Below are 21,745 nucleotides of genomic sequence, written 5' to 3' on the forward strand. Positions count from 1 at the left end.
GCCATATCGGCCTCCTTCCGGTTTCGCGCGGAAGGGACCACGGCGCCGCGTAAGGGCTCCATTCGGGAGACGTATGGGCGGCATAAGCGCCGCATAAAGACGGACGAATCCCAGGCCACGCTGCGGTGCAACACAAGATCAGCCTAAAAACTGCGCCGCCAAGCTTCACTGGAAACTAGGCCGCCAGCCTTCCGAACAAGGCGCTTTCGTGACCAGCGGGAGGCTTTGCAAGGATTATCGCCGGCTCGAAACTTTGTCCTTGTTTGCAGCGCAAAATCGCGAAACGGTGGAAGCCTTCACACATCGAACGCGTTCTTGGGTCATGTCGCCGCTGTTCCCCACCTTGGTCATCCTGGCCCTGCTGGCGCTGCTGGCCTGGCCCAGCATCGAACCCCGCCTGCGCCGCCGCCTGCGCGGCCGCGGCAAGCGTCGCGGGTATTTCAGGGACTAGATTCCTGATCCTCCCCCTGAAGGGGGAGGTGGCCCGAAGGGCCGGAGGGGGAAGTGTCTGATGAGGTCGACGCGCCCCGAACGGCAGCAACCCCTTACCCCTCAGTCGGCTTCGCCGACAGCTCCCCCTTCAGGGGGAGCATCTTGAGCCAGCCCCCTACGACTCCAGCTCGATGTCCCAGTAGAGATAGTCGAGCCAGCTGGCGTGCAGGTGCCCGGGCGGGAACCGGCGGCCGCGGTCCTGGAGCTCGTGCATCGAGGGCCGGCGGGCGGTGTGGAAGGGATGCATGCCGGCCTCGCGCGGGGTGCGCCCGCCCTTGGTGAGATTGCAGGGCGCGCAGGCGGTGACGATGTTCTCCCACGTCGTACGCCCGCCCTGCGAGCGCGGGATCACGTGGTCGAAGGTCAGCTCGTCGGGCGAACCGCAGTACTGACAGGAAAAGCTGTCGCGCAGGAACAGGTTGAAGCGGGTGAAGGCCGGCGGCCGCTCCTGCGGCACGTACTGCTTCAGCGACACCACGCTGGGCAGCTTCATCTCGAAGGATGGCGAATGCACCACGTGGTCGTAGGTCGAAACAACGTCGACGCGATCGAGAAACACCGCCTTGATCACCTCCTGCCAGGGCCAGAGGGACAGCGGATAATAGCTCAAGGGCCGATAGTCGGCGTTGAGCACCAGGGCCGGCATGCCGGACGGGGGACGGGTCAGGACCTGCATTCAGGACCTCCCGATCATGGGGCCGAAAAGGTCCCTATGGGGCTGGTACGCGGTCGGACTGAAGACGGGCCTCCTTCCTACGCAAATCAGGGAATCGCCATTCATTCCCGGACGCACAGAAAGGATGATCCCAATCGGCGACAGAACCAAGACGAAGCTTGCGAAAGTTCAGCCTCGCCTGCCTCGATGCTCGGAAACCCACCTCCCCGCCGACCATCCCCGCGAAGACGGGGACCCAAGCTGACTTTCAGGATGAGGCGAGGCCCGGGGGATCCACCCAGACTCCGTTTGGATCCCCGCCTTCGCGGGGAAAGACGGTGCTGGGCGGTACGCACCAGTCCATGTCGCTCAGCCGAGATTCCCCAGGCTGATCTCCCCGCGCCGAACGCCGCCATAGCAGGCCCAAAGAAGGTGCGCCGCCACGCCGCGATAGGGCTTCCAGGCCTCGGCCCGGACATAGGCCGCCTTCTCGGTCGGGCGCGCGTCCTGGCCGTCGGCCCAGCGCATGGCTTCCTGCAGGGCGATGTCGCCGCCGGGGAAGACGTCGATGCGCCCCTCGCAGAACATCAGGAAGGTCTCGGCGGTCCACCGTCCTATCCCCTTGATCGCGACCAGGGCGGCGACGGCCTCTGCGTCCGGCATGGCCTTCAGGGCGTCGAAGTCGCAGGCGCCCGACAGGTGCGCGCCGGCGATCTCGCGCAGATAGCGCACCTTGGGCCGCGACAGGCCAAGCCCCTGAAGCGCCGGATCGTCCAGCGCCATGACCGCCTGCGGCGTCAAGTCCGGCAGACCCGCCTGCACCCGCGCCCAGATGGCGGCAGCGGCGGCCACCGAGATCTGCTGCTCGACGATCATGCGGGCCAGACCCGGAAAACCGCCCGGGCGCAGGCGCCATTCGAAGACGGGGGTCACCGCCTCGAGACGGGCGAACATCGGATCGGCGGCGGCCAGGTGGGCGCGCGCGGCCGCGATCAGGTCGGGGGTGGGAGCAGAGGCGGAGATCACGCCGGCGAGGAAGCCCTCGCCGGGCTTCGACGGCAACCCGAAACTTGCGGTCCCGCCGCGCGGTCAGCCGATGGCGACGATCTCGACCTCGCCGCCGGCCACCGTGGCGGTGTCGCCGACGCCCTTGCCCATCAGTGCGCGGGCCAGGGGCGAGACATAGGACACCGAGCCCTTGGCGGGGTCGGCCTCGTCCTCGCCCACGATGCGGAAGGTCTGGGTACGGCCGTCCTCGCGATCGAAGGTCACGGCGTCGCCGAACTGCACGCTGGTGCGGCCCTCGTCGCGCTCGACCAGCTGGGCCGTGGAGCGGCGGGCCGACCAGTAGCGCAGGTCGCGGGTGGCGCGGGCCATGGCGGTGCGGTCGTCGGCCACGCCGCCGGCGGCCTGGGCGGCGGCATAGGCGGCGCGGGCGGCGGCGAACTCGTCCTCGATCATCGCCAGGCCCTGCGGCGTGACGAGATTGGGATGTTGCGAGATCGGACGATCGGGAAGGTCGGCGGCGAACGCTTCGGCGTCGCCTTCCTTGGTGAAGGCCACGCTCATCGGGGCGCTCGCGAAGACTGGAACAGGGAGATCATCGGACGGAAACCCGGCATGTCGCGGGTCGTTCCGCCGGCTCGGCTATGGCCGAGCCAGGCCTCCAGATCAAGATTGGCGCAAGAGCGGGATGGACAAGGCCACCCCGGCGGCCGCCCCCGGATCAGGCCGGGGCGGCCGCGACGGACATCTTCGTCCTTACAGCGCGATGGCCAGCACGGCGCCGGCGACGCCGACGGCGGCGACCAGGAAGTAACCGATGGCGACGCGGTCGAAGAGGCCTTCGAAGGCTTCGAAGCTACGGTTGGTCATGACACACATCCTTGCAGTTGGTTGCGCGCCGACCCCCTCGGCCGGCGTGGCTCAGTGGCGGTCTCTTGATGGCCGATCCATCTGAACAACGCTTAGATAACATGGATCTTAGCGACGTCAAGATATCTTGACGCTGCTTGGATGGATTTTCCCTACGTAAGGGATAGAGTGCGCCCCGATGACTCTCGCCCAGCCCGAAGCCCGCCCCTATCACCACGGCGATCTGAGCCGCGCCCTCGTCGAGGCCGCCCGCCGGATCCTGGAGACCGACGGCCCGGCCGCCCTGTCGCTGCGAGCCGTGGCGCGCGAGGCCGGCGTCAGCCCCGCCGCGCCCTACCACCACTTCAAGGACAAGGGCCAACTGCTCGACGCGGTGGCCCACGAAGGCTGGGTGGCGCTCGACGCGGCCCTGATGAAGGCCCGCCAGGACAGCGACGACGACCGCCGGCGGATGACCAGCCTGGGCGTGGCCTACGTGACCTTCGCCCGCGACAACCCCGCACTCTACCGCGTGATGTACGACTGCTCGCGCGACAAGGACGCCCTTCCCGACCAGATGAAGGAGGAAGGCGCCTACTGCCAGGTGCGCAACACCATCGCCCACGCGGCCGGCGACGGCGTCTCCGAGATCGACCTCGAACTGGCCACGATCGCCGCCTGGTGCGCCGGTCACGGCCTGGCGGAAATGAGCGGCTTCAAGCAGTTCGAAAGCCTCAAGGCCCTGCTCGGCGGCGAGGAGGCCTTCCTCAAGGCCGTGTTCGACCACCTGGGCATGTTCGCCAAGTTCGATCGCGGATGACCTCGCCCCGCGAATGACTTTCGCCACCCGCTTCGCCCCCTCCCCGACCGGCTACCTGCATCGCGGCCACGCGTTCTCGGCGCTGACGGCCTTTCAGGCCGCACGGCAGGCCGGCGGCCGTTTCGTGCTGCGCATCGAGGACATCGACGCCACCCGCAGCCGCCCCGAATACGACTCGGCGATTCTCGAGGACCTGGCCTGGCTGGGCCTTTCCTGGGAACAGCCGGTCCGCCGCCAGTCCGAGCACCTGGCCGACTACCACGCCGCCATCGAGGCCTTGCGCGAACGCGGTCTCGTCTATCGCTGCTTCAAGACCCGCAAGGAGCTCGACATCGGCCGCGCCCCGCACGAGCCGGCCGCCCCCTATCGCGGCGCGCCCCTGCCGCAGGCCGAGGAAGCCGAACGTCTGGCGCGCGGCGAGGCCTTCGCCTGGCGGCTGTCGCTCGATGCCGCCGAACAGGCGCTGGGCGGCTTCGGCGATCTGGCCTTCGTCGAAGAGGGCGCGGGCCCCGACGGCGAGACCGGCCGGATCGCCGCGCGGCCCGAGACGGCCGGCGACATCGTCCTGGCCCGCAAGGACGTCGGCGTCGCCTATCACCTGGCCGTGGTGCTGGACGACGCCCTGCAAGGCATCAGCCACGTGATCCGGGGCGTCGACCTGTTCGAGGCCGCCCATATCCAGCGGCTGCTTCAGGCGCTGCTGGGCCTGCCGACGCCGACCTATCGCCACCACCGGCTGCTGACCGGCCCCGACGGCAAGCGCTACGCCAAGCGCGACAAGGCCCAGACCCTGCGGGAACTGCGCGCCGCCGGCATGACCCCGGATGCGCTGCGGGCTGAAATGGGCTTCTAGGCGGCCGCCATCACGCCCCCGGCGTCAATCGCGGGCGGGCCGGCTCCAGTACCGATAGCGATAGGCCGTCGAAAACCCACGCGCCGCATAGAGGGCGATGGCCGGGGCGTTGGCGGCCTCGACCTGCAGATAGGCCGTGCGCGCGCCCAGAACGTCCGCCTCGGCGAGCAGAGCGTCGAGCACCCGGCGGGCCAGGCCGCGACGGCGGAAGTCCGGATCGGTACGCATGCCGAAGATCCCCACCGCACCGTCGTTGACGGCGCAGGCGCCGAGGGCGACCGTGCGGCCATCCACGGTCAGGCGGGCGAACCGGGCCGGCGCCGGGATCCGGCCCAGAGCCTGCAACCGCTCATTGGCGTCGGCGGCGTTACCCTTGGCCGAAGCGACCAGCAGGGCCTCGAAGTCGGGATCGGGCGTGGCCGACAGCTCGACCTCCGGATCGGCCAGGCCGGCGACCGGGCCGGTCATGACCAAGGTCTCGCCATGCGACGCATAGCCCCGGCCCGCCAGGCGGTCGGCCAGGTCGGCCGGCGCCGTCGCCCCGTCGGTCAGCTTGAAGCGCACCGGCAGCCCGCGCAGGCCATAGAAGGCCTCGACCGCGTCGATGGCCGCCTCGGCGTCGCGGTCCGGCTCGCCCAGCGGCCAGCAGGCGTTGATGCGCAGCGAGAAGCCGTCGGTGGCGTTCAGCCGCCAGCCGCCCAGGCGCTCGCGCTCCCGCGCGGGCCAGGCGACGTCGGCGATAGGCTCGAGGACGTCGGGGCTCATTTCTCTTTCAGCAGGGCTTCGACCAGGCCGCGGGCCTCGGGGCTGGACCAGTCGGCCTCGCCGGAGATGCGGGCCCGCTCACGGCCCTGCTTGTCGTAGATCACCGTGGTCGGATAGCCGGCGGCGCGCGGCTGGAGGTCGAACGACATCTTGTAGGACTTGTCGCGGAACGAGACGAGCGGCCGGTTGGCGGCCATCTCGGCCTGGATCAGGTTGACGTCGCTGTCGCGGTCGACGCTGATCGGCAGCACCTTCACCGGCTGGGTCGCGTAGGCGGCCGCCAGCTTGGCCAGAGTGGGCATCTCCTTCTTGCAGGGCGCGCACCAGGTGGCCCACAGGTTCATGACCACGACCTGGCCCTTGAAGTCGGCCAGGGTGTGGGGCTGGTTGTCCATGTCGGTGAAGACCGTGGCCGGCGCGGCGCGCGGCTGGGCCGGCACGTCCAGCTTGGCTAACGACCCCTTCTTGAATTCCTTGAGGTCGGCGAGCTCTGCGGGTTTGAACGAAGCCTGGGCGATGACGTATAGGACCGCGACGACGCCGACGAGCATGACGGCGCCGATCGCCCATTTCAGACCGTCGCGCTTTTGCGGCCCACCCGACTGGACTTCGCTCATATGACCGACAACGCCTCCAAAACGCCCGCCGCGAACGGCCAGGGCCAAGCCATGTGGGGCGGCAGGTTCTCGGCCAAGCCGGCCGAGCTGATGCAGGCGATCAACGTCTCCATCGGCTTCGACAAGCGCCTTTGGGCGCAAGACCTGGCGGGCAGCCGCGCCCACGCGCGGATGTTGATCAGCCAGGGCGTCATTGCAAGCAGCGACGGCGAGGAAATCCTCGAAGGCCTGGCCAGGATCGAGGACGAGCTGTCCACCGGGACCTTCCCGTTCCGCGACGAATACGAAGACATCCACATGAACATCGAGGCGCGGCTGCGCGAGCTGATCGGCCCGACGGCCGGCCGGCTGCACACCGCCCGCTCGCGCAACGACCAGGTGGCCGTCGACTTCCGCCTGTGGGTGCGCGACGCCGCCGACCGCTCGGCCGCCCAGCTGGTCGAACTTCAGAAGGCCCTGCTGGCCCAGGCCGAGACCTATGCCGACGCCCTGATGCCGGGCTTCACCCACCTGCAGCCGGCCCAGCCGGTGACCTTCGGCCACCACCTGATGGCCTATGTCGAGATGTTCGGCCGCGACGCCGGCCGCTTCCGCGACGCCCGCGCCCGCATGAACGAGTGCCCGCTGGGCGCGGCCGCCCTGGCCGGTTCGCCCTTCCCGATCGACCGCCACCAGACGGCCGCCTCGCTGGGCTTCGATCGCCCCACCGCCAACTCGCTGGACAGCGTCTCCTCGCGCGACTTCGCCCTGGAAGCCCTGTCGGCCGCCTCGATCACCGCCACGCACCTGTCGCGCCTAGCCGAAGAGATCGTGCTGTGGACGACGCCGATGTTCGGCTTCATCAAGCTGACCGACGCCTTCACGACCGGCAGCTCGATCATGCCGCAGAAGAAGAACCCCGACGCGGCCGAGCTGATCCGCGCCAAGGTCGGCCGCATCCTGGGCAGCCTGACCACCCTGACCGTGGTCATGAAGGGCCTGCCGCTGGCCTATTCGAAGGACATGCAGGAGGACAAGGTCCCGACCTTCGAGGCCTTCGACGCCCTGGAACTGTCCCTTCTGGCCATGGCCGGCATGATCGCCGACCTGATCCCGAACACCGACAAGATGGCCGCCGCCGCCGGCGCCGGCTTCTCGACCGCCACCGATCTGGCCGACTGGCTGGTGCGCGAACTGAACATGCCTTTCCGTGACGCTCACCACGTGACAGGCTCGGCCGTGAAGGCTGCCGAAACCAAGGGCGTGGATCTGGCCGAGCTGTCGCTGGCCGAGTTCCAGGCCATCGAACCGCGGATCACCGACGGGGTCTACGCCGTCCTCACCCCAGCCGCCTCGGCGGCCAGCCGCATGAGCTATGGCGGGACCGCCCCCGCCCAGGTGCGCGCCCAGATCGCGCGTTGGAAGGAAACCCTGGCATGATCCGTCCCGCCACCCTGATCGCCATCGCCGCCCTGGGCCTGACCGGCGCCGCCCTCTCCGCCTGCGGCAAGCAGGCTCAGCTGGAGCGCCCCGCGCCGCTGTGGGGCCCCGAGAAGAAGGCCGCCGAAGCCTCCAAGCGCCGCGAAGCCTCGGCCCGCGCCAACCAGCCGGCCCGCCCGAACGGCACGCAGGAGAACATCGACCCGGCGTCGAGCAACCGCACCACCCGTGCGGCCCCGCTGCGCAGCGCGCCGTCCGACCCGTTCGGCGGCCCGTCCGCCGCGGGCTTCCCGTCCTCGACGCCGAACTAGCCTTAGCGCGGGCCCCTCGCCCTTCGACAAGCTCAGGGTGAGGGTCCCGTGTCGAACACATTGCATTAGTCCTCATCCTGAGCCTGTCGAAGGACGAGGGCGGACCCGCCGATGCGGCCGGTCCCCGGAAGGTCTGAACGTGAACCACTTCGAATACGGCCCCGAGGGCCTGGCCTGCGAAGGCGTCCCCCTGGCCAGGATCGCGGCCGAGGTCGGCACGCCCGTCTACGTCTATTCCCGCGCCACCCTGGAGCGGCACTTCACCGTGTTCCGCGACGCCCTGGTCAAGGCCGGGGTCGTCGACCCGCTGGTGGCCTACGCGGTGAAGGCCAACTCGAACGTGGCCGTGCTGAAGGTGCTGGGCGACCTGGGCGCCGGCGCCGACACGGTGTCCGAAGGCGAGGTCCGTCGCGCCCTGGCCGCCGGCATCCCGGCCGAGCGCATCGTGTTCTCGGGCGTCGGCAAGAAGCGCGAGGAGATCGCCTTCGCCCTGAAGGCCGGCGTCGCCGAGATCAACGTCGAGTCCGAGCCGGAGATGGAGCTGATCGCCGCCGTCGCCGCCGAACTGGGCGTGCGGGCCAAGATCGCCTTCCGGGTCAATCCCGACGTCGCGGCCGGCGGTCACGCCAAGATCGCCACCGGCAAGTCGGAGAACAAGTTCGGCGTGTCGTTCGCCGAGGCCGCCCGCCTGTATGCGAACGCCAGCAACAACGCCGCCCTCGACCCCATCGGCGTCGCCTGCCACATCGGCAGCCAGATCACCGACCTCGAGCCCATGCGCGCGGCCTTCACCAAGATGCGGGGCCTGGTCGAGCAACTGATCGGCGAGGGCCTGTCGATCGAGCGCCTGGATCTGGGTGGCGGCCTGGGCGTGCCCTATTTCAATCACCCCGAGCCCCCGCCCCCGTCCGCCTTCGCCGCCATGGTCGCCGAGGTGACCAAGGGCCTGCCGGTGAAGCTGGCCTTCGAGCCGGGCCGCGTCATCGCCGCCAACGCCGGCGTGATGGTTTCCGAAGTGATCCACGTCCACGAGCGTCCGGAAGGCCGCAAGTTCCTGGTCATCGACGCGGCCATGAACGACCTGGTGCGTCCGGCCATGTACGACGCCTTCCACGACATCCGCCCCGTTCACGCCAAGACGGGCGAGAGCGTCTACGACGTGGTCGGCCCGGTCTGCGAGACCGGCGACACCTTCACCCGCGACCGCGCCCTGCCGCCGTTCGGCCCGGGCGATCTGGTGGCCTTCATGTCGGCCGGCGCCTACGGCTCGGCCATGGCCAGCGAGTACAACACCCGTCCGCTGATCCCCGAGGTGCTGGTCGATGGCGACCGCTACGCCGTGATCCGCAAGCGCCCGACCTATGACGAGATGCTGGCCCGGGACCTGATTCCGGAGTGGGTGTAGGATCTCGGATCCGAAAACCTCGTCCTTCGACAAGCTCAGGGTGAGGTTTTCTACTGGTCCGCAGCGCCGGCCCTGGTCCTCATCCTGAGCCTGTCGAAGGACGAGGACCACGCACGGCGGCAAGTTCTTGCCGATTGGAGACCGTTGGGCCTCGCCGCCCGCAAAGTCTCGCCCCCAAACGCCCTTTGGGCTAGAAGCCTCGCCATGTCGCACAACACCTTCGGTCACCTGTTCCGCGTCACCACCTGGGGCGAGAGCCACGGGCCCGCCCTCGGCTGCGTCGTCGACGGCGTACCTCCGGGCATCCTGCTGACGGCCGAGATGATCCAGGGCTTCCTCGACAAGCGCCGTCCGGGCAACGGCAAGTTCGTCACCCAGCGCCAGGAGCCGGACGCCGTGCGCATCCTGTCGGGCGTGTTCGAGGACGAGCGCACCGGCGGCCAGCGCACGACGGGCACACCGATCAGTCTGATGATCGAGAACACCGACCAGCGCTCCAAGGACTATGGCGAGATCGCCCAGGCCTTCCGCCCCGGTCACGCCGACTATCCCTATTTCGCCAAGTACGGCGTGCGCGACTATCGCGGCGGCGGCCGCAGCTCGGCCCGCGAGACGGCCGCGCGGGTGGCGGCCGGCGCCGTGGCGCGGCTGGTGATCCCGGGCGTCACCGTGCGCGCGGCCCTGGTGCAGATCGGGCCCTACAAGATCGACCGCGCGAACTGGGACTGGGCCCAGACCGAGGAAAACCCCTACTGGTCGCCGGACGCCGCGATCATCCCGGTGTGGGAAGAGCACCTGGAGAAGATCCGCAAGGCCGGCTCCTCGACCGGCGCTGTGGTCGAGGTCGAGGCGACCGGCGTGCCGGCCGGCTGGGGCGCGCCGCTGTACGGCAAGCTCGACGCGGAACTGGCCGCGGGCCTGATGTCGATCAACGCCGCCAAGGGCGTCGAGATCGGCGAAGGCTTCGACAGCGCCGCCCTGACCGGCGAGGACAACGCCGACATGATGCGCCTTGGCCCGAACGGCGAGCCTGAGTTCCTGTCCAACCACGCCGGCGGCGTGCTGGGCGGCCTGTCGACCGGCCAGCCGGTCGTGGCCCGTGTGGCCTTCAAGCCCACCTCCTCGATCCTGATCCCCCGCCAGACCCTCAACGAGGCCGGCGAGGAGATCGACCTGCGCACCAAGGGCCGCCACGACCCCTGTGTGGGCATTCGCGGCGTGCCGGTGGTGGAAGCCATGACCGCCTGCGTGCTGGCCGACGCCTTCCTGCGCCATCGCGCCCAGACAGGCGGCGGCGCCTTCCTGCCGGGCGGCGGCGGCGAGCGGGTCTGAGGACGAAGCTGTGAACCTCCCCCGTGGGGGAGGCGATCGCGTGAGCGATCGGTGGGGGGAGTGGAGGATAACAGTCCCACGCTCCGGTAGCTGAAAACGTCCCCCCTCCGGCCCTCTGGGCCACCTCCCCCAGAGGGGGAGGATCCTGAAATGCTCCTCCTCTGGGGAAGCTGTCGCGGAGCGACTGAGGGGGATCCCTACCCGCGCCCTCTCCGCTCGCGCCAGTCTTCCGGGCGGGTGATCATCGATGATCTGAGGAAGGGCGACTGAACGCGGTCGTAGTCGGCGATGTCCGCGCCGCCGCAGATCATGTCCAGCAGTTCCGAACCGCTGAGGTCGGGAACCGGCTCGCCGCGCAGCTCTCGCCACAGCGCCTGGGCCTCTTGCTTGATCATGTCTTCGCGGCGGGGCATCGGTCAGGTCTCGATCATTCGACAGCTGAACCATCGAACTTTCGAACTCGTTCCTGATTTTTTTGTTTACGAATATTAATGCAGGCAAGCTGACGCAATTTCGCCACAAGAAATGTCGGCCGGCCGACAGCGTCTTACGGTCGCGGAGATCGTAAACCTTTGATCGGTTACAACACACGAACCTTCGTTCCGTGAGTTCCCTTCATGCGCGCCTCCCGCCTGCTTCTCGTTCCCCTCCTGCTGGCGATCGCCGCCGGCGCCCAGGGCTGCCTGGCCGTCGCGGCCGGGGGCGCCGTCGTCGGCGCGACCGGAGCCGTGGTCGGCACGGCCGGCAAGGTCGCCGTCGGGACCGGCAAGGCCATCATCCCGGGCGAAAGCAAGAAGGACCGCGAAAAGCGCGAGTTCCGCGAATGGAAGAAGGCCCAGCGGGACGGATAGGCGCTTCGCGCTATCCCTCCGGTCCTCCGCGCAACCTCCCCCTCGGGGGGGAACTGACGCGAAGCGACTGATGGGGGCTACTCCGCCGCTTGCGGGACCTGGCCGCCCACGGCCACGCCTTGCAGGTAGAGCGACAGCGGACGGATCTCGTAGGCGCCGGTCGGATTGGCCTCGCCCAGGGCGCGGGCCACGTCGAGCGCCTCGTCCATCGAGACGCAGTCGACGATGTAGAAGCCGAGCATGGCTTCCTTGGTCTCGGCGTAGGGGCCGTCCATCACCACTGGCGGCTCCTGGCCCTTGACCAGGGTCTTGGCCGAGCCGGTGAAGCCCAGGCGCCCGGCCGGCCCCAGCTTGCCCTCGGCATAGAGCCGGTTGTGGACAACAGAGAGGTTGGCCATCACCGCCTCGTCCTCGGCCTTGGTCCAGCCGGAAACCAGATCCTGATCGTTGTAGCAGAGGATGGCGTAGAGCACGGCGGGCCTCCCGGGTCATTCGGTGACGCAGGGGTATCGCGACCGTCGTTCTGTGGAAAGAGCCCTTCAGGCCTCGGGCGGCGGCTCTGCGACCGTTTCCGACGCAGGCTCGTCGATCACAGCCTCGGCCGGCTTGGGACGCGGACGGCCCAGGCGGACGATCTTCTCCTCGGCGGTGCGCACCATCCGGGTCTGGTCGTTGAATTGCAGCAGTTGGGCGCAGACCGGGAAGAAGCCGCCGGGCATGCGGGTGTCGACGCCCTCGCTCAAGCTCATCAGATAGATGCCGGCGGCCTGAAGCTTGCCCATGACCTGTAGCAGGTCGACGATATGGGCGGCGAAGGCGTGCAGGCTGGGAACCACCAGCAGGTCGCCCGGCTTGGCCGAGGCGATCGCCGCCTCCAGGCCCGGCTTGTGCACGGCCAGGGCGTAGCAGGCGTCGTGATGCAGCGCCTCGCAGCCGGCCGCCGTCAGCTTTTCCGCCAGGGGTCCGTCGAAGGTCGCGCCCCGAACGGGCGGGACCCGGAAGTAGCCGATCATGCGCATGGCGCGTGTGTGGCGAACTCCGCGCCGCCGCGAAAGGGGCGACGGCGTCAAAGTCGGGGATAAACGAACGCGACGACGAGGAACCTCCCCCTTTGGGGGAGGCGATCGCGCAACGATCGGTGGGGGGAGCATTTTCGAAATCGGCCGACGCGGTGGACGCTGAAAACTTCCCCCCACCGGCCTTCGGCCTCCTCCCCCACAGGGGGAGGTTCCCTGAAATCTAAAGCGTCAGCGCACAGCTCTCGCCGATGGTCGGGCGCGACAGCACCACGCGCGACAGCCCGGGGAACTGCGGCTTCAGGCGCTCGGCGAAATAGAGGCAGATCCGCTCCAGCGTCGGGCTTTCCAGGCCGGGGCGGTCGTTGAGCAGGCCGTGGTCGAGCTCGGTGGCCACCGCCTTCAGGGCGACGTCCAGGCTCTCGAGGTCGGCGACCCAGCCGGCGGGCTGCATGACGCCCTTCACGCTGGCCTCGACGCGGAACGAGTGGCCGTGCAGGCGGCGATAGCGGTGATCGCCGGGGCCTTGCTCAATGTAGTGGGCCGCATCGAAATGCGCGGCCTTCGTGATCTCGAAGACGGGTTCGGACATGGACTTCTTTTATGACTAGGCCTGGGAGGCTCTAGCGCGCGGTCCTGTCACCAAACCGAGCGCCCTATCCATCAGGGCAGGCCGAGATACTTGTGTGTCTGGACGCTTAAACGCCATTTGGGGTGGGCAAGGCAATAGGCGACGGCCAATTGCGTGTTCCTGTCGCGGTCCGGGCCGTCCATAGGCTGGAGATAGAAACGCTCGAAATCCATGTCCTCGAAGCGCTCGGGCATGGCCTTCTCCTGCGGGAAGACAAGCTTCAGCTCCTGGCCCGAGGTCTGCACCACCGGGGCGTCGGCCTTGGGGCTGACGCAGATCCAGTCGATGCCGTCGATGGCCGGCAGGGTGCCGTTGCTTTCCATGGCGATCTGGAAGCCACGCGCATGCAGGGCCTCGACGATGGCCGCGTCCAGTTGCAGCAGCGGCTCGCCGCCGGTGCAGACCACCAGCCGGTCGTCCGGGCCTCCGGTCCAGGCGGCCTCGACCGCATCGGCCAGGGCGTCGGCGGTGGCGAACTTGCCGCCGCCCTCACCGTCCGTACCCACGAAGTCGGTGTCGCAGAAGGTGCAGACAGCCTTGGCGCGGTCCTGCTCGCGGCCGGTCCACAGGTTGCAGCCCGAAAAGCGGCAGAACACGGCCGCCTTGCCCGCCTGGCCGCCTTCGCCCTGCAAGGTCAGGAAGATCTCTTTGACGGAATAGGTCATCGAAGACCTCCCCTCTCCCCTTGCGGGAGAGGGTGGCGGTCCGAAGGACCGTCGGGTGAGGGGTTGATGGCGATATCCGCCGCGTGGGGCGGAACGATCGGGCGCGGCGTCATCGGTTTGAGAGACCCCTCATCCGACGGCTTCGCCGCCACCTTCTCCCGCAAGGGGAGAAGGAAGCGGAAAGCGCCCAGCCGCATCCCACTCGGCATAGCCCTTCTCGCGCAGCTCGCAGGCCGGGCATTCGCCGCAGCCATGGCCCCACGGATGCAGCTCGCCGCGTTCGCCCTGGTAGCAGGTGTGGCTCTCGACCACGATCAGGTCGACGAGGTCCTCGCCGCCCAGCTGCTTGGCCAGGGCCCAGGTCTGCGCCTTGGTCAGGTGCATCAGCGGCGTCTCGACGCGGAAATTGCGATCCATGCCCAGGTTCATGGCGCTCTGCATGGCGTCCAGCGTGTCGCGACGGCAGTCGGGATAGCCCGAGAAGTCGGTCTCGCACATACCGCCGACCAGGGCGTCGATGCCCCGGCGGTCGGCCAGGGCCGCGGCGTAGATCAGGAACACCAGGTTGCGGCCGGGCACGAAGGTCGACGGCAGGCCGCGCTCGGTCATCTCGATGGCGCGATCGGCGGTCAGGGCCGACTGAGCGACGGCGCCGAAGCTCTTGATGTCCAGGACATGGTCCTCGCCCAGGCGGTCGGCCCAATGTGGGAAGCGGGCGGCGACCTGGTGACGGACGGCCTGGCGGGCCTCCATCTCGACCGAGTGACGCTGGCCGTAGTCGAAGCCCAGGGTCTCGACGCGAGCATAGCGCTCGAGCGCCCAGGCCAGGCAGACGCTGGAGTCCTGGCCGCCGGAGAACAGCACCAGGGCGGCGCCGGAGGGCGCGGAAGGCGTGAGTGATGCGGACATGCCCGCTCCTCTACACGACCTTGGCTTCGGCTGGAACGGCGGTGCGCCTGTCGCCACGGGCGACGGCGGTCGCGGAACATCGTTTTGCGCTGTACCTTTTACGGGAATAGGCCAAGATACGCGCCGTGGGGGAGCGGATTTCCTCGCTGTATTCAGCCCATCCGCACGCTTGACCTAAGGTCAGGCGATACACCCGTTTTTCTAATTTCGGCGAAAACGCTGACTCGGAACAATTGATTGACGTTGCGGAAAGTGAAAAGCCGTAACCTATCGCCGTTTACTTACAGCGCCGCCAGTTGACAGCTAAAGAACGCAAGTATGCAATCTCGCAAAGCCGAAGCAGGTCTGCCGGACACCTGCGCGCCGATCTCCGCAACGGAGATACGACAATGAAAACGTGCGGCGACGAGGAAACAACGGGACGCGGATAGGGGCCGCCCACAAGGCGTCATCGCGTCCAGGGAGGGATTTCGAATGACGCAGACTCCGCGCTTGCGGCGCCTTCTGGCTATGGGCGCTTCCGCCGCCGTTCTGACCGCCGTGGCCGCTCCGGCCGCCTTCGCCCAGACTCAGGTTCCGGCCAAGCCGGCCTCCGACAACGTGATCGAGGAACTGGTCGTCACCGCCCAGAAGAAGGAGGAAGCCCTCCAGGACGTGCCGATCGCGGTCTCGGCCTTCAGCCAGGACAGCCTGGAAGCCCAGAAGATCGACGGCGGCCCCAACCTGCAGCAGGCCATTCCGAACGTCAGCTTCGGCAAGAGCAACTTCACCAACAGCTTCAACTTCCAGATCCGCGGCATCGGCTCCAAGGGCGTCGGCGTCTCGGCCGACAACGGCGTCGGCGTGCACCTCAACAACGCCCCGCTGCAGGCCAGCAACCTGTTCGAGGCCGAGTTCTACGACGTCGAGCGGGTGGAAGTGCTGCGCGGCCCGCAAGGCACGCTGTATGGCCGCAACGCCACCGGCGGCGTCGTCAACATCATCACGGCCAAGCCGACGGATCGCTTCGAAGGGCTGCTGCGCGCCGAATACGGCAACTATGACAGCAAACGCCTGCGAGGAACGGTCAACATCCCGATCGTCGAGGAGAAGATGGCCCTGCGCATCGCCGGTGCGATGATCCAGCGCGACGGCTTCGTCACCAACACCTTCAACAACAACAAGGTCGACGATCGCGACCTCTATTCCACGCGGGTCAGCCTGGCGGTGAACCCGAACGAGCGCCTGCGCGTCAACCTGATGTGGGAGCACTTCAAGGAAGACGACAACCGCGCCCGCATCGGCAAGCAGCTCTGCACCAAGGACGACGGCCCGGCCACGGTCGGCGGCGTCGCCACCGGCACGGCGCGCCGCTACCTGACCCAGGGCTGCGCCTCGGCCAGCCTCTACACCAACGCCGCCTACGGCACGGTCAACACGTCCGGCACGCTCTACGGCGTCCTGGGCAACCTGGTGGGCTTCACCAGCGGCGACCTCAACGCCGGCGACACGGTCACCCGCGACCTGCGCGAGATCGAGACCCGCTTCGACCCGATCTACCGGTCGACCTCGGACAACTACCAGTTCAACTTCGCCTACGACCTGACCGACCAGTTGACCTTCACGTCGCTGAGCTCGATCACCACCAGCGACATCTATTCCAAGCAGGACTACTTCCGGAACATCTCGCCGGGCACGTTCAACAGCACAGCCCTGACGCCGGGCGGCAACTTCACCGATCCGCAGACCGGGACGGCCAACACCTTCCTGACCTACGACATCTCCAAATCCAACGCCAAGCAGATCAGCCAGGAGTTCCGCCTGCAGTCGGCCTTCGACGGGCCGATCAACTTCAACATCGGCGGCATCTATTTCGACTATCGCGGCGTCACCGACTACTACGTGGTCTCAAACGGCCTGACGATCTCGGCCCTGGCGCTGAACTTCCAGAACACCGGCAACCCGAACTGCAATCCGCTGACCACGGCCAACTGCATCGGGATCGACACCTCGGCCAACCCAACCGGCGAGGGCCACAACTACTTCGACAACCGCACGCCCTATCACCTGAAGGCCACGGCCCTGTTCGGCGAGGTCTACTGGCAGGCCAGCGAGGATCTGAAGTTCACCCTGGGCCTGCGCCAGACCCGCGACAAGAAGACCTCGGACAACATCTCGACCGCCCTGCTCGCCCCCGGCTACGGCCTGATCACCGGCACGCCGGCGCAGCAGAAGTCGGACTTCAAGGAACTGACCGGGCGCCTGGGCTTCGACTACAAGGCCAGCCTGCCGTTCACCGACGAGACCCTGCTCTATGCCTTCTATTCCAAGGGCTACAAGGGCGGCGGCGCCAACCCGCCGGGGGCCATCGGCGTGGCGGGCGTGGCGGCGACCTACCAGCCGGAGTTCGTCAACGCCTACGAGATCGGGGCCAAGAACACCCTGCTGGGCGGCAGCCTGCTGCTGAACGCCACCGGCTTCTACTACGACTACCAGGGCTACCAGATCTCGAAGATCGTCAACCGCACCTCGGTCAACGAGAACATCGACGCCAAGGTCTGGGGCGTGGAACTGGAAACCCTGTGGCAGCCGGTCAAGGGCCTGCGCCTGAACGCCAATGTCGGCTATCTGAACACCGAGATCGGCAAGGGCGTCAGCTCGATCGACGTCATGAACCGCACCCAGGGCGACCCGGCCCTGACCCTGGTCAAGGCCGCCCGGCCGACCGCGGCGCTGGGCAGCAACTGCGTGCTGACCACCGCCGGCGTGGCCACGATCATCGGAGCGGGTCTGGGCGGCACCCTGCCGCTGGCCTGCGCTGGCCCCGGCACCGGCACCAGCAGCTACTACAGCAACCTGGCCAACACCCTCTACACCCTGCCCACCGCTTCGGGCGGGGCGGGCCTGACCGCGGCACAGGCCACGGCGGTGCAGACCATCCTGGCGGCGGCCGGCGGCCCGGCGGCCGGGGCCTCGACCCTGGCCGGGGCCCTGATTTCGCAGGGCTTCACCCCCGCCCAGGCCACGGGCCTGGTCACCGTGGCCCTGACGGCCAACACCCTGGCCAACAATGTGGGCCTCTACAACTACGCCGCCGGCGCCTCGATCGACGGCCGCGCCGCCGACCTGACCGGCAATGAACTGCCCAACTCGCCGCACTGGACCCTGTCGCTGGGCGCCCAATACACCTGGGACCTGTCGTCCGGCTGGGCCGCCACCCTGCGCGGCGACTACTACCGCCAGAGCGAACAGTACGCCCGCATCTACAACACCGAGTACGACCGGCTGAAATCCTGGGAGAACGTCAACCTGACGCTGAAGATCGAAAAGCCGGAGCTGGGCCTGTCGATCGACGCCTATGTGAAGAACCTGCTGAACAAGACGCCGATCACCGACGCCTACACCACCGACGACACCTCGGGCCTGTTCACCAACGTCTACACTCTGGAACCCCGCCTCTACGGGGTCAGCCTGACCAAGACCTGGTGACCTGATCGGGCCGGATCGGCTCGAGACTGGGGGCGGCGGACACATGTCCGCCGCCCCTTTTGCTTTCAGTGCTGTGACTTAACGACTCTGCAAGGCCAAGTCGTCCAATCTGTGAATTCCCCGACGCCTACCCCCCGGCCGCATGGAAACGCTCGCCCGCCTCATCGATCGCCGCGATCCGGTCGACCCAGACACCCCCTGCCGGGCGGTGCTGGAGATCTTCGCGAGCGAACCGGCCCTGGCCGCCCTGGCGGTTACGCAGGACGGCGCGCCCATCGGCCTCGTCTATCGCGACGTCTTCGTCGGACAGATGCTGGTCGCCGCCGAGCACCTGAACGCGCGCCCCGTCTCGGAGGTCATGGACCCCGACCCGCGCAGCGTGCGCGTGGCGATGGAGCCTGGCGTCTTCGTCGACGCACTGGCCCAGAGCGCCACCCCCGTCTTCCGCACCGCCTTCGTCGCCACCGACGAGAACGGCCACTATGTCGGCGTGGGCGGCCTGGCCTCCCTGCTCGCCTCGCACCGCCGCAAGCAGCGCGAGGCCCGCGAGGCCATGGGCCTGGTCGAGCGCATGGCGCACGACATCGGCCTGCACCTGGAAGGCGTCCAGGCCTTCACCGACCGGCTGGAGCAGCAGCGCCTTGCGCCCGACGCGGCCGCCTGCGTGCGCGCCATCAGCGACACCAGCCGCGACATGAGCGAGATCCTCGGCCGGGCCATGGACCTGCATCGGGCCGCGACCGGCGGACTGTCGCTGTCGCCCGAACCGACCCGCCTGCGCGATCTGGCCGACGCCGTCGAGGCCCGATGGGCCCCGCGGGCCGCCGAAAGCGGCTCGACCCTGCTGTTCTCCTACGACGGCGAGCCCGAAGCCGCCGCCCTGGTCGACCCCTCGCGCCTGCTGCAGGTGTTCGACGCCCTGATCGACGGCGCACTGGCCCATGGCCGCGGTGTCATCGAGGCCAGCCTGAGGGCCCGCCTCGACGACGGCCGCCTGCGCCTGGAAGGCGACGTGCGCGACAACGCCGCCGCCGTCACCGCCGAGGAACGCCTGGCCCGGGTGTTCGACCCGCTCGGCGAAGGCCGCATGGACGACCGCGCCGAGATGGCCCTGGGCGTGGGCATGGCCCTGGCTCACCGCGTGCTGCGCGAGATGGGCGGCCAGGTGCGCGCCGAGCCCAATCGCGGCGCCGGCCTGACCCTGCGCTTCGCCCTCACCGCCCCGGTCGCCCAGGTCGATACCGACGACCACGAGGACCTCAGCGTCTCGGCCCGCCCGGCCCACATCCTGATCGTCGACGACAACGCCACCAACCGCATGGTCGCAGAGGCGCTGTGCGAGATGTTCGACTGCACCTCCGAGCAGGTGGTCGACGGTGTGGAAGCCGTAGAGGCCGCCCGCACCGGCCGCTTCGACCTGATCCTGATGGACATCAAGATGCCCCGCATGGACGGGGTGACCGCCACCCGCGCCATTCGCGAACTGCCCGGCCCGGCCGGCGCCGCGCCCATCGTCGCCCTGACCGCCAACGCCGGCCCCGAGGACGTCGCCGTCTACCTGGCCGCCGGCATGCAGGACGTGGTTGAAAAGCCGATCAAGCCCGAGCGCCTGGCCATCGTGCTGAGCGCCCTGCTGGGCGGCGAGGACGAACAGGAAGCCGCCTGATCCACCGGTCAGCGCACCAGTAGATCGCAGCTCAACTTACCCGAAAGCGTAACCCTGATAAGTTGCGCCAAGTGTTGGCTTCAGTAAAGCCCGCGACACATCGACGCCGCTACTGGCGCCATCGTTACAGCACCTCTAAGTTGATGGAGGAGCGGGAGACGATAGCGTCGTGTTGAATTCGGCCGAACAGCAGGCTTGGGAATTCCTGAGCAAGGCGCCGCATTACGGCGCCCCGGCCGAGGTCGAAGCCCATTTCGGGCGCGCCCTGGCCGCCTTCGGCTACGACCGCTTCGCCGCCACCCTGGTCAACGCCGAGCGCTACGGCAAGGAGCCGCCGGCCCTGTCGCGCCAGGACTTCGAGACCTGGGACGCGCGCTACTGGAGCGAGCGTCACGTCGTCCACGATCCCTGCGTCAAGCTGCTGCTGAAATCCTCCAAGTCGTTCGCCTGGAGCGACGCCAAGCCGCTGGGCGACCAGCGGGCACAGGCCATGTGGGGCGAAGCCTCGGAGTTCGGCATGAACGACGGCTACGTCGTGCGCGTGTTCGGTCCGGCCGGCCACGAGGTGCTGATCCGCATGTCGACCGCTGCGCCCGACACCGACCCGGCCAACCGCGCCGTGGTCGAGAGCCTGGCCACGGTGTTCGGCACTATCATGCTCAAGCACTGGGAATTGCAGGACGACAACCCCGACTACGGCGTGATCTCCGAACGCCAGGCCCAGTGCCTCTACTGGGCCAGCCGCGGCAAGACCGACTGGGAGATCGGGGCCATCCTCGAACTGTCGCCGCGCACCGTCCACCACCACATCGAGGCCGCCAAGAAGCGGCTGGGCGTGGTCAAGCGCCAGGAAGCGGTGATGAAAGCCGGCGAACTGGGCCTGCTGAAGGCCGGCTGAGCGCCCACGCGCGCCACGCTGGAATATGAAATTTCACAACCTTGAATGTGCACCGATCATCTGTTAGGTGTTCGACTTATCGCGTCGCATGCGCGCGGCATGGGCTGGCGCGATCCTTTTGCGCCGGGGTGTGCGCCAGCGCACAGAAGCGTTTTTCCCGATCATCGGTAATGCCCCCACGGACTGGGGCGGTGCGCGCATAGGCCGTTTGGCCTATCGGCGATTGGGCGGATCATACTGCCTAATGCGGGCTGTCCAGAACGGGGGACAGCCATGATCCACATCATCACCTGCGAAAACCGCCACCTCTACGGGCCCCAGCTCTGGGCCATGCACGAGGAACGCCGCAAACAGTGCGTCGAGAAGAACGGCTGGGTCGACCTGGTCGTGCTCGACGGCGGCGAGGTCGACGACTACGACGACGCCCGCGCCATCTACCTGCTGGGCTTCGACGACGACATGCAGCTCGAGGTCGGCCTGCGCCTGCGGCCCACCGACGACCGCTGCATGCTGGCCGACAAGTTCGCCCACCTGATCGCTCCCGGCGAGACGCCCAAGAAGGGTCATGACGTCTGGGAAGCCAGCCGCCTGTTCACCACCGAGGCCTATCGCGCCAAGAAAGGCCAGGGTCGGGGAACGCGCGTGTTCGAGGCCTGGGCCGCAGCCATGGAGCTGGCCCTGGTCAACAACGTCACCCGCTTCGTCGGCATGATCGACATGGCCCTCTATCCCGGGATCATGAACTCGCCGATCGACACCCGGCTGGTCGGACTGCCTCGCCCCTATGCGTTCGGTGTCGTCGCCGGCTCGGAAATTCTCCTGTCGCGAGAACTGCTTCAGCGGGTGCGCGAATCGATCGCCATCGAATCGACGGTCGGCTATCACGTCGACGAACTCGACCTGCGGGCCTTCGGCGATCTCGCCTCCGTTCAGCGTCAGGTGCTGCGGGCTATGACGCCCCAAATTCTTCCGGGTTCGGAGCGCGACGAAACCCTTTCCGCAGAAGCGCTGTACCGCTTGCACGACGCGAGCGGCCAGGCTCGGCGGATCTGGAATCATCGTGATCAGAAACCGGAGTTTCAGCTTAACGCTTAGGCGGAGCCCAAGCTCCACCTCAG

23 protein-coding genes are annotated in these 21,745 nt (G+C 68.1%); 12 read left to right on the plus strand and 11 right to left on the minus strand.

Annotated elements, in window-relative coordinates; translation table 11 throughout:
• Positions 1-322 precede the first annotated feature (322 nt).
• Positions 323-451 carry a hypothetical protein gene (locus P7A99_RS14480; RefSeq protein WP_277794526.1) on the plus strand — a complete coding sequence of 43 codons (129 nt, stop codon included), beginning with the start codon at positions 323-325 and terminating at the stop codon, positions 449-451.
• 156 nt (positions 452-607) lie between these two features.
• Here the strand turns inward: P7A99_RS14480 and P7A99_RS14485 are convergent, their stop codons facing one another.
• The 3 genes from P7A99_RS14485 to greA form a co-directional block, all read right to left on the minus strand.
• The gene (locus P7A99_RS14485; RefSeq protein WP_058346504.1) at positions 608-1,168 is read right to left on the minus strand and encodes an HNH endonuclease; all 561 of its coding nucleotides are present in this window, start codon (positions 1,166-1,168) and stop codon (positions 608-610) included.
• 348 nt (positions 1,169-1,516) lie between these two features.
• Positions 1,517-2,101: a DNA-3-methyladenine glycosylase family protein gene (locus tag P7A99_RS14490; RefSeq protein WP_277794618.1), complete on the minus strand. Its 585-nt coding sequence runs from the start codon at positions 2,099-2,101 to the stop codon at positions 1,517-1,519.
• A gap of 135 nt (positions 2,102-2,236) precedes the next feature.
• Positions 2,237-2,716 (minus strand): transcription elongation factor GreA, encoded by a 480-nt coding sequence (gene greA, locus P7A99_RS14495; protein WP_277794527.1) that lies wholly within the window; start codon positions 2,714-2,716, stop codon positions 2,237-2,239.
• A gap of 484 nt (positions 2,717-3,200) precedes the next feature.
• On the opposite strand from greA, the gene P7A99_RS14505 reads away from it, so the two are divergent.
• Both P7A99_RS14505 and gluQRS read left to right on the plus strand, forming a co-directional pair.
• On the plus strand, positions 3,201-3,821 hold the full coding sequence (locus tag P7A99_RS14505) for a TetR/AcrR family transcriptional regulator (RefSeq protein WP_277794528.1): 621 nt from the start codon (positions 3,201-3,203) through the stop codon (positions 3,819-3,821).
• A gap of 13 nt (positions 3,822-3,834) precedes the next feature.
• Complete coding sequence (gluQRS, locus tag P7A99_RS14510; protein WP_277794529.1) at positions 3,835-4,674, plus strand: tRNA glutamyl-Q(34) synthetase GluQRS; 840 nt, start codon at positions 3,835-3,837, stop codon at positions 4,672-4,674.
• Positions 4,675-4,698: 24 nt separating this feature from the next.
• Here gluQRS and P7A99_RS14515 read toward each other — a convergent pair whose 3' ends face one another.
• Both P7A99_RS14515 and P7A99_RS14520 read right to left on the minus strand, forming a co-directional pair.
• Complete coding sequence (locus P7A99_RS14515; RefSeq protein WP_277794530.1) at positions 4,699-5,439, minus strand: GNAT family N-acetyltransferase; 741 nt, start codon at positions 5,437-5,439, stop codon at positions 4,699-4,701.
• Positions 5,436-6,056: a TlpA family protein disulfide reductase gene (locus tag P7A99_RS14520; protein WP_277794531.1), complete on the minus strand. Its 621-nt coding sequence runs from the start codon at positions 6,054-6,056 to the stop codon at positions 5,436-5,438. The genes P7A99_RS14515 and P7A99_RS14520 overlap by 4 nt, the downstream gene beginning before the upstream one ends.
• On the opposite strand from P7A99_RS14520, the gene argH reads away from it, so the two are divergent.
• The 4 genes from argH (at position 6,057) to aroC (ending at position 10,523) form a co-directional block, all read left to right on the plus strand.
• Positions 6,057-7,475, plus strand: coding sequence for an argininosuccinate lyase (gene argH, locus P7A99_RS14525; protein ID WP_277794532.1), 1,419 nt, complete (start codon positions 6,057-6,059; stop codon positions 7,473-7,475).
• The gene (locus P7A99_RS14530; protein ID WP_277794533.1) at positions 7,472-7,786 is read left to right on the plus strand and encodes a hypothetical protein; all 315 of its coding nucleotides are present in this window, start codon (positions 7,472-7,474) and stop codon (positions 7,784-7,786) included. The genes argH and P7A99_RS14530 overlap by 4 nt, the downstream gene beginning before the upstream one ends.
• 139 nt (positions 7,787-7,925) lie before the next feature.
• Positions 7,926-9,191, plus strand: a complete 1,266-nt coding sequence (lysA, locus tag P7A99_RS14535) for a diaminopimelate decarboxylase (RefSeq protein ID WP_277794534.1) — start codon at positions 7,926-7,928, stop codon at positions 9,189-9,191.
• 204 nt (positions 9,192-9,395) lie between these two features.
• Complete coding sequence (gene aroC / locus P7A99_RS14540; protein ID WP_277794535.1) at positions 9,396-10,523, plus strand: chorismate synthase; 1,128 nt, start codon at positions 9,396-9,398, stop codon at positions 10,521-10,523.
• Between the two features lie 197 nt (positions 10,524-10,720).
• Here aroC and P7A99_RS14545 read toward each other — a convergent pair whose 3' ends face one another.
• Positions 10,721-10,936, minus strand: a complete 216-nt coding sequence (locus tag P7A99_RS14545) for a hypothetical protein (RefSeq protein WP_277794536.1) — start codon at positions 10,934-10,936, stop codon at positions 10,721-10,723.
• 204 nt (positions 10,937-11,140) lie between these two features.
• On the opposite strand from P7A99_RS14545, the gene P7A99_RS14550 reads away from it, so the two are divergent.
• Positions 11,141-11,374: a hypothetical protein gene (locus tag P7A99_RS14550; RefSeq protein ID WP_277794537.1), complete on the plus strand. Its 234-nt coding sequence runs from the start codon at positions 11,141-11,143 to the stop codon at positions 11,372-11,374.
• Between the two features lie 77 nt (positions 11,375-11,451).
• Here P7A99_RS14550 and P7A99_RS14555 read toward each other — a convergent pair whose 3' ends face one another.
• The 5 genes from P7A99_RS14555 to queC all read right to left on the minus strand — a co-directional run bounded on the left by P7A99_RS14555 (position 11,452) and on the right by queC (position 14,595).
• Positions 11,452-11,847, minus strand: coding sequence for a YciI family protein (locus P7A99_RS14555; RefSeq protein ID WP_277794538.1), 396 nt, complete (start codon positions 11,845-11,847; stop codon positions 11,452-11,454).
• 66 nt (positions 11,848-11,913) lie between these two features.
• Positions 11,914-12,387 (minus strand): recombinase family protein, encoded by a 474-nt coding sequence (locus P7A99_RS14560; protein ID WP_277794539.1) that lies wholly within the window; start codon positions 12,385-12,387, stop codon positions 11,914-11,916.
• A gap of 226 nt (positions 12,388-12,613) precedes the next feature.
• On the minus strand, positions 12,614-12,982 hold the full coding sequence (locus P7A99_RS14565; protein ID WP_109099966.1) for a 6-pyruvoyl trahydropterin synthase family protein: 369 nt from the start codon (positions 12,980-12,982) through the stop codon (positions 12,614-12,616).
• A 71-nt stretch (positions 12,983-13,053) separates the two neighbouring features.
• Positions 13,054-13,686: a 7-carboxy-7-deazaguanine synthase gene (queE, locus tag P7A99_RS14570; protein ID WP_101719454.1), complete on the minus strand. Its 633-nt coding sequence runs from the start codon at positions 13,684-13,686 to the stop codon at positions 13,054-13,056.
• A 129-nt stretch (positions 13,687-13,815) separates the two neighbouring features.
• Positions 13,816-14,595, minus strand: a complete 780-nt coding sequence (queC, locus tag P7A99_RS14575) for a 7-cyano-7-deazaguanine synthase QueC (RefSeq protein WP_277794540.1) — start codon at positions 14,593-14,595, stop codon at positions 13,816-13,818.
• A gap of 474 nt (positions 14,596-15,069) precedes the next feature.
• On the opposite strand from queC, the gene P7A99_RS14580 reads away from it, so the two are divergent.
• From P7A99_RS14580 to P7A99_RS14595, 4 genes are all read left to right on the plus strand, one after another.
• Positions 15,070-18,063, plus strand: a complete 2,994-nt coding sequence (locus P7A99_RS14580; RefSeq protein WP_277794541.1) for a TonB-dependent receptor — start codon at positions 15,070-15,072, stop codon at positions 18,061-18,063.
• Positions 18,064-18,205: 142 nt separating this feature from the next.
• Positions 18,206-19,729 (plus strand): response regulator, encoded by a 1,524-nt coding sequence (locus tag P7A99_RS14585; RefSeq protein ID WP_277794542.1) that lies wholly within the window; start codon positions 18,206-18,208, stop codon positions 19,727-19,729.
• 169 nt (positions 19,730-19,898) lie between these two features.
• Positions 19,899-20,627: a helix-turn-helix transcriptional regulator gene (locus tag P7A99_RS14590; protein ID WP_277794543.1), complete on the plus strand. Its 729-nt coding sequence runs from the start codon at positions 19,899-19,901 to the stop codon at positions 20,625-20,627.
• 273 nt (positions 20,628-20,900) lie between these two features.
• Positions 20,901-21,722: an acyl-homoserine-lactone synthase gene (locus tag P7A99_RS14595; protein ID WP_277794544.1), complete on the plus strand. Its 822-nt coding sequence runs from the start codon at positions 20,901-20,903 to the stop codon at positions 21,720-21,722.
• The last annotated feature ends 23 nt before the right edge of the window (positions 21,723-21,745 follow it).

Origin of the sequence: Caulobacter endophyticus (genome assembly GCF_029543245.1) — a bacterium.
Lineage (GTDB): Bacteria > Pseudomonadota > Alphaproteobacteria > Caulobacterales > Caulobacteraceae > Caulobacter > Caulobacter endophyticus_A.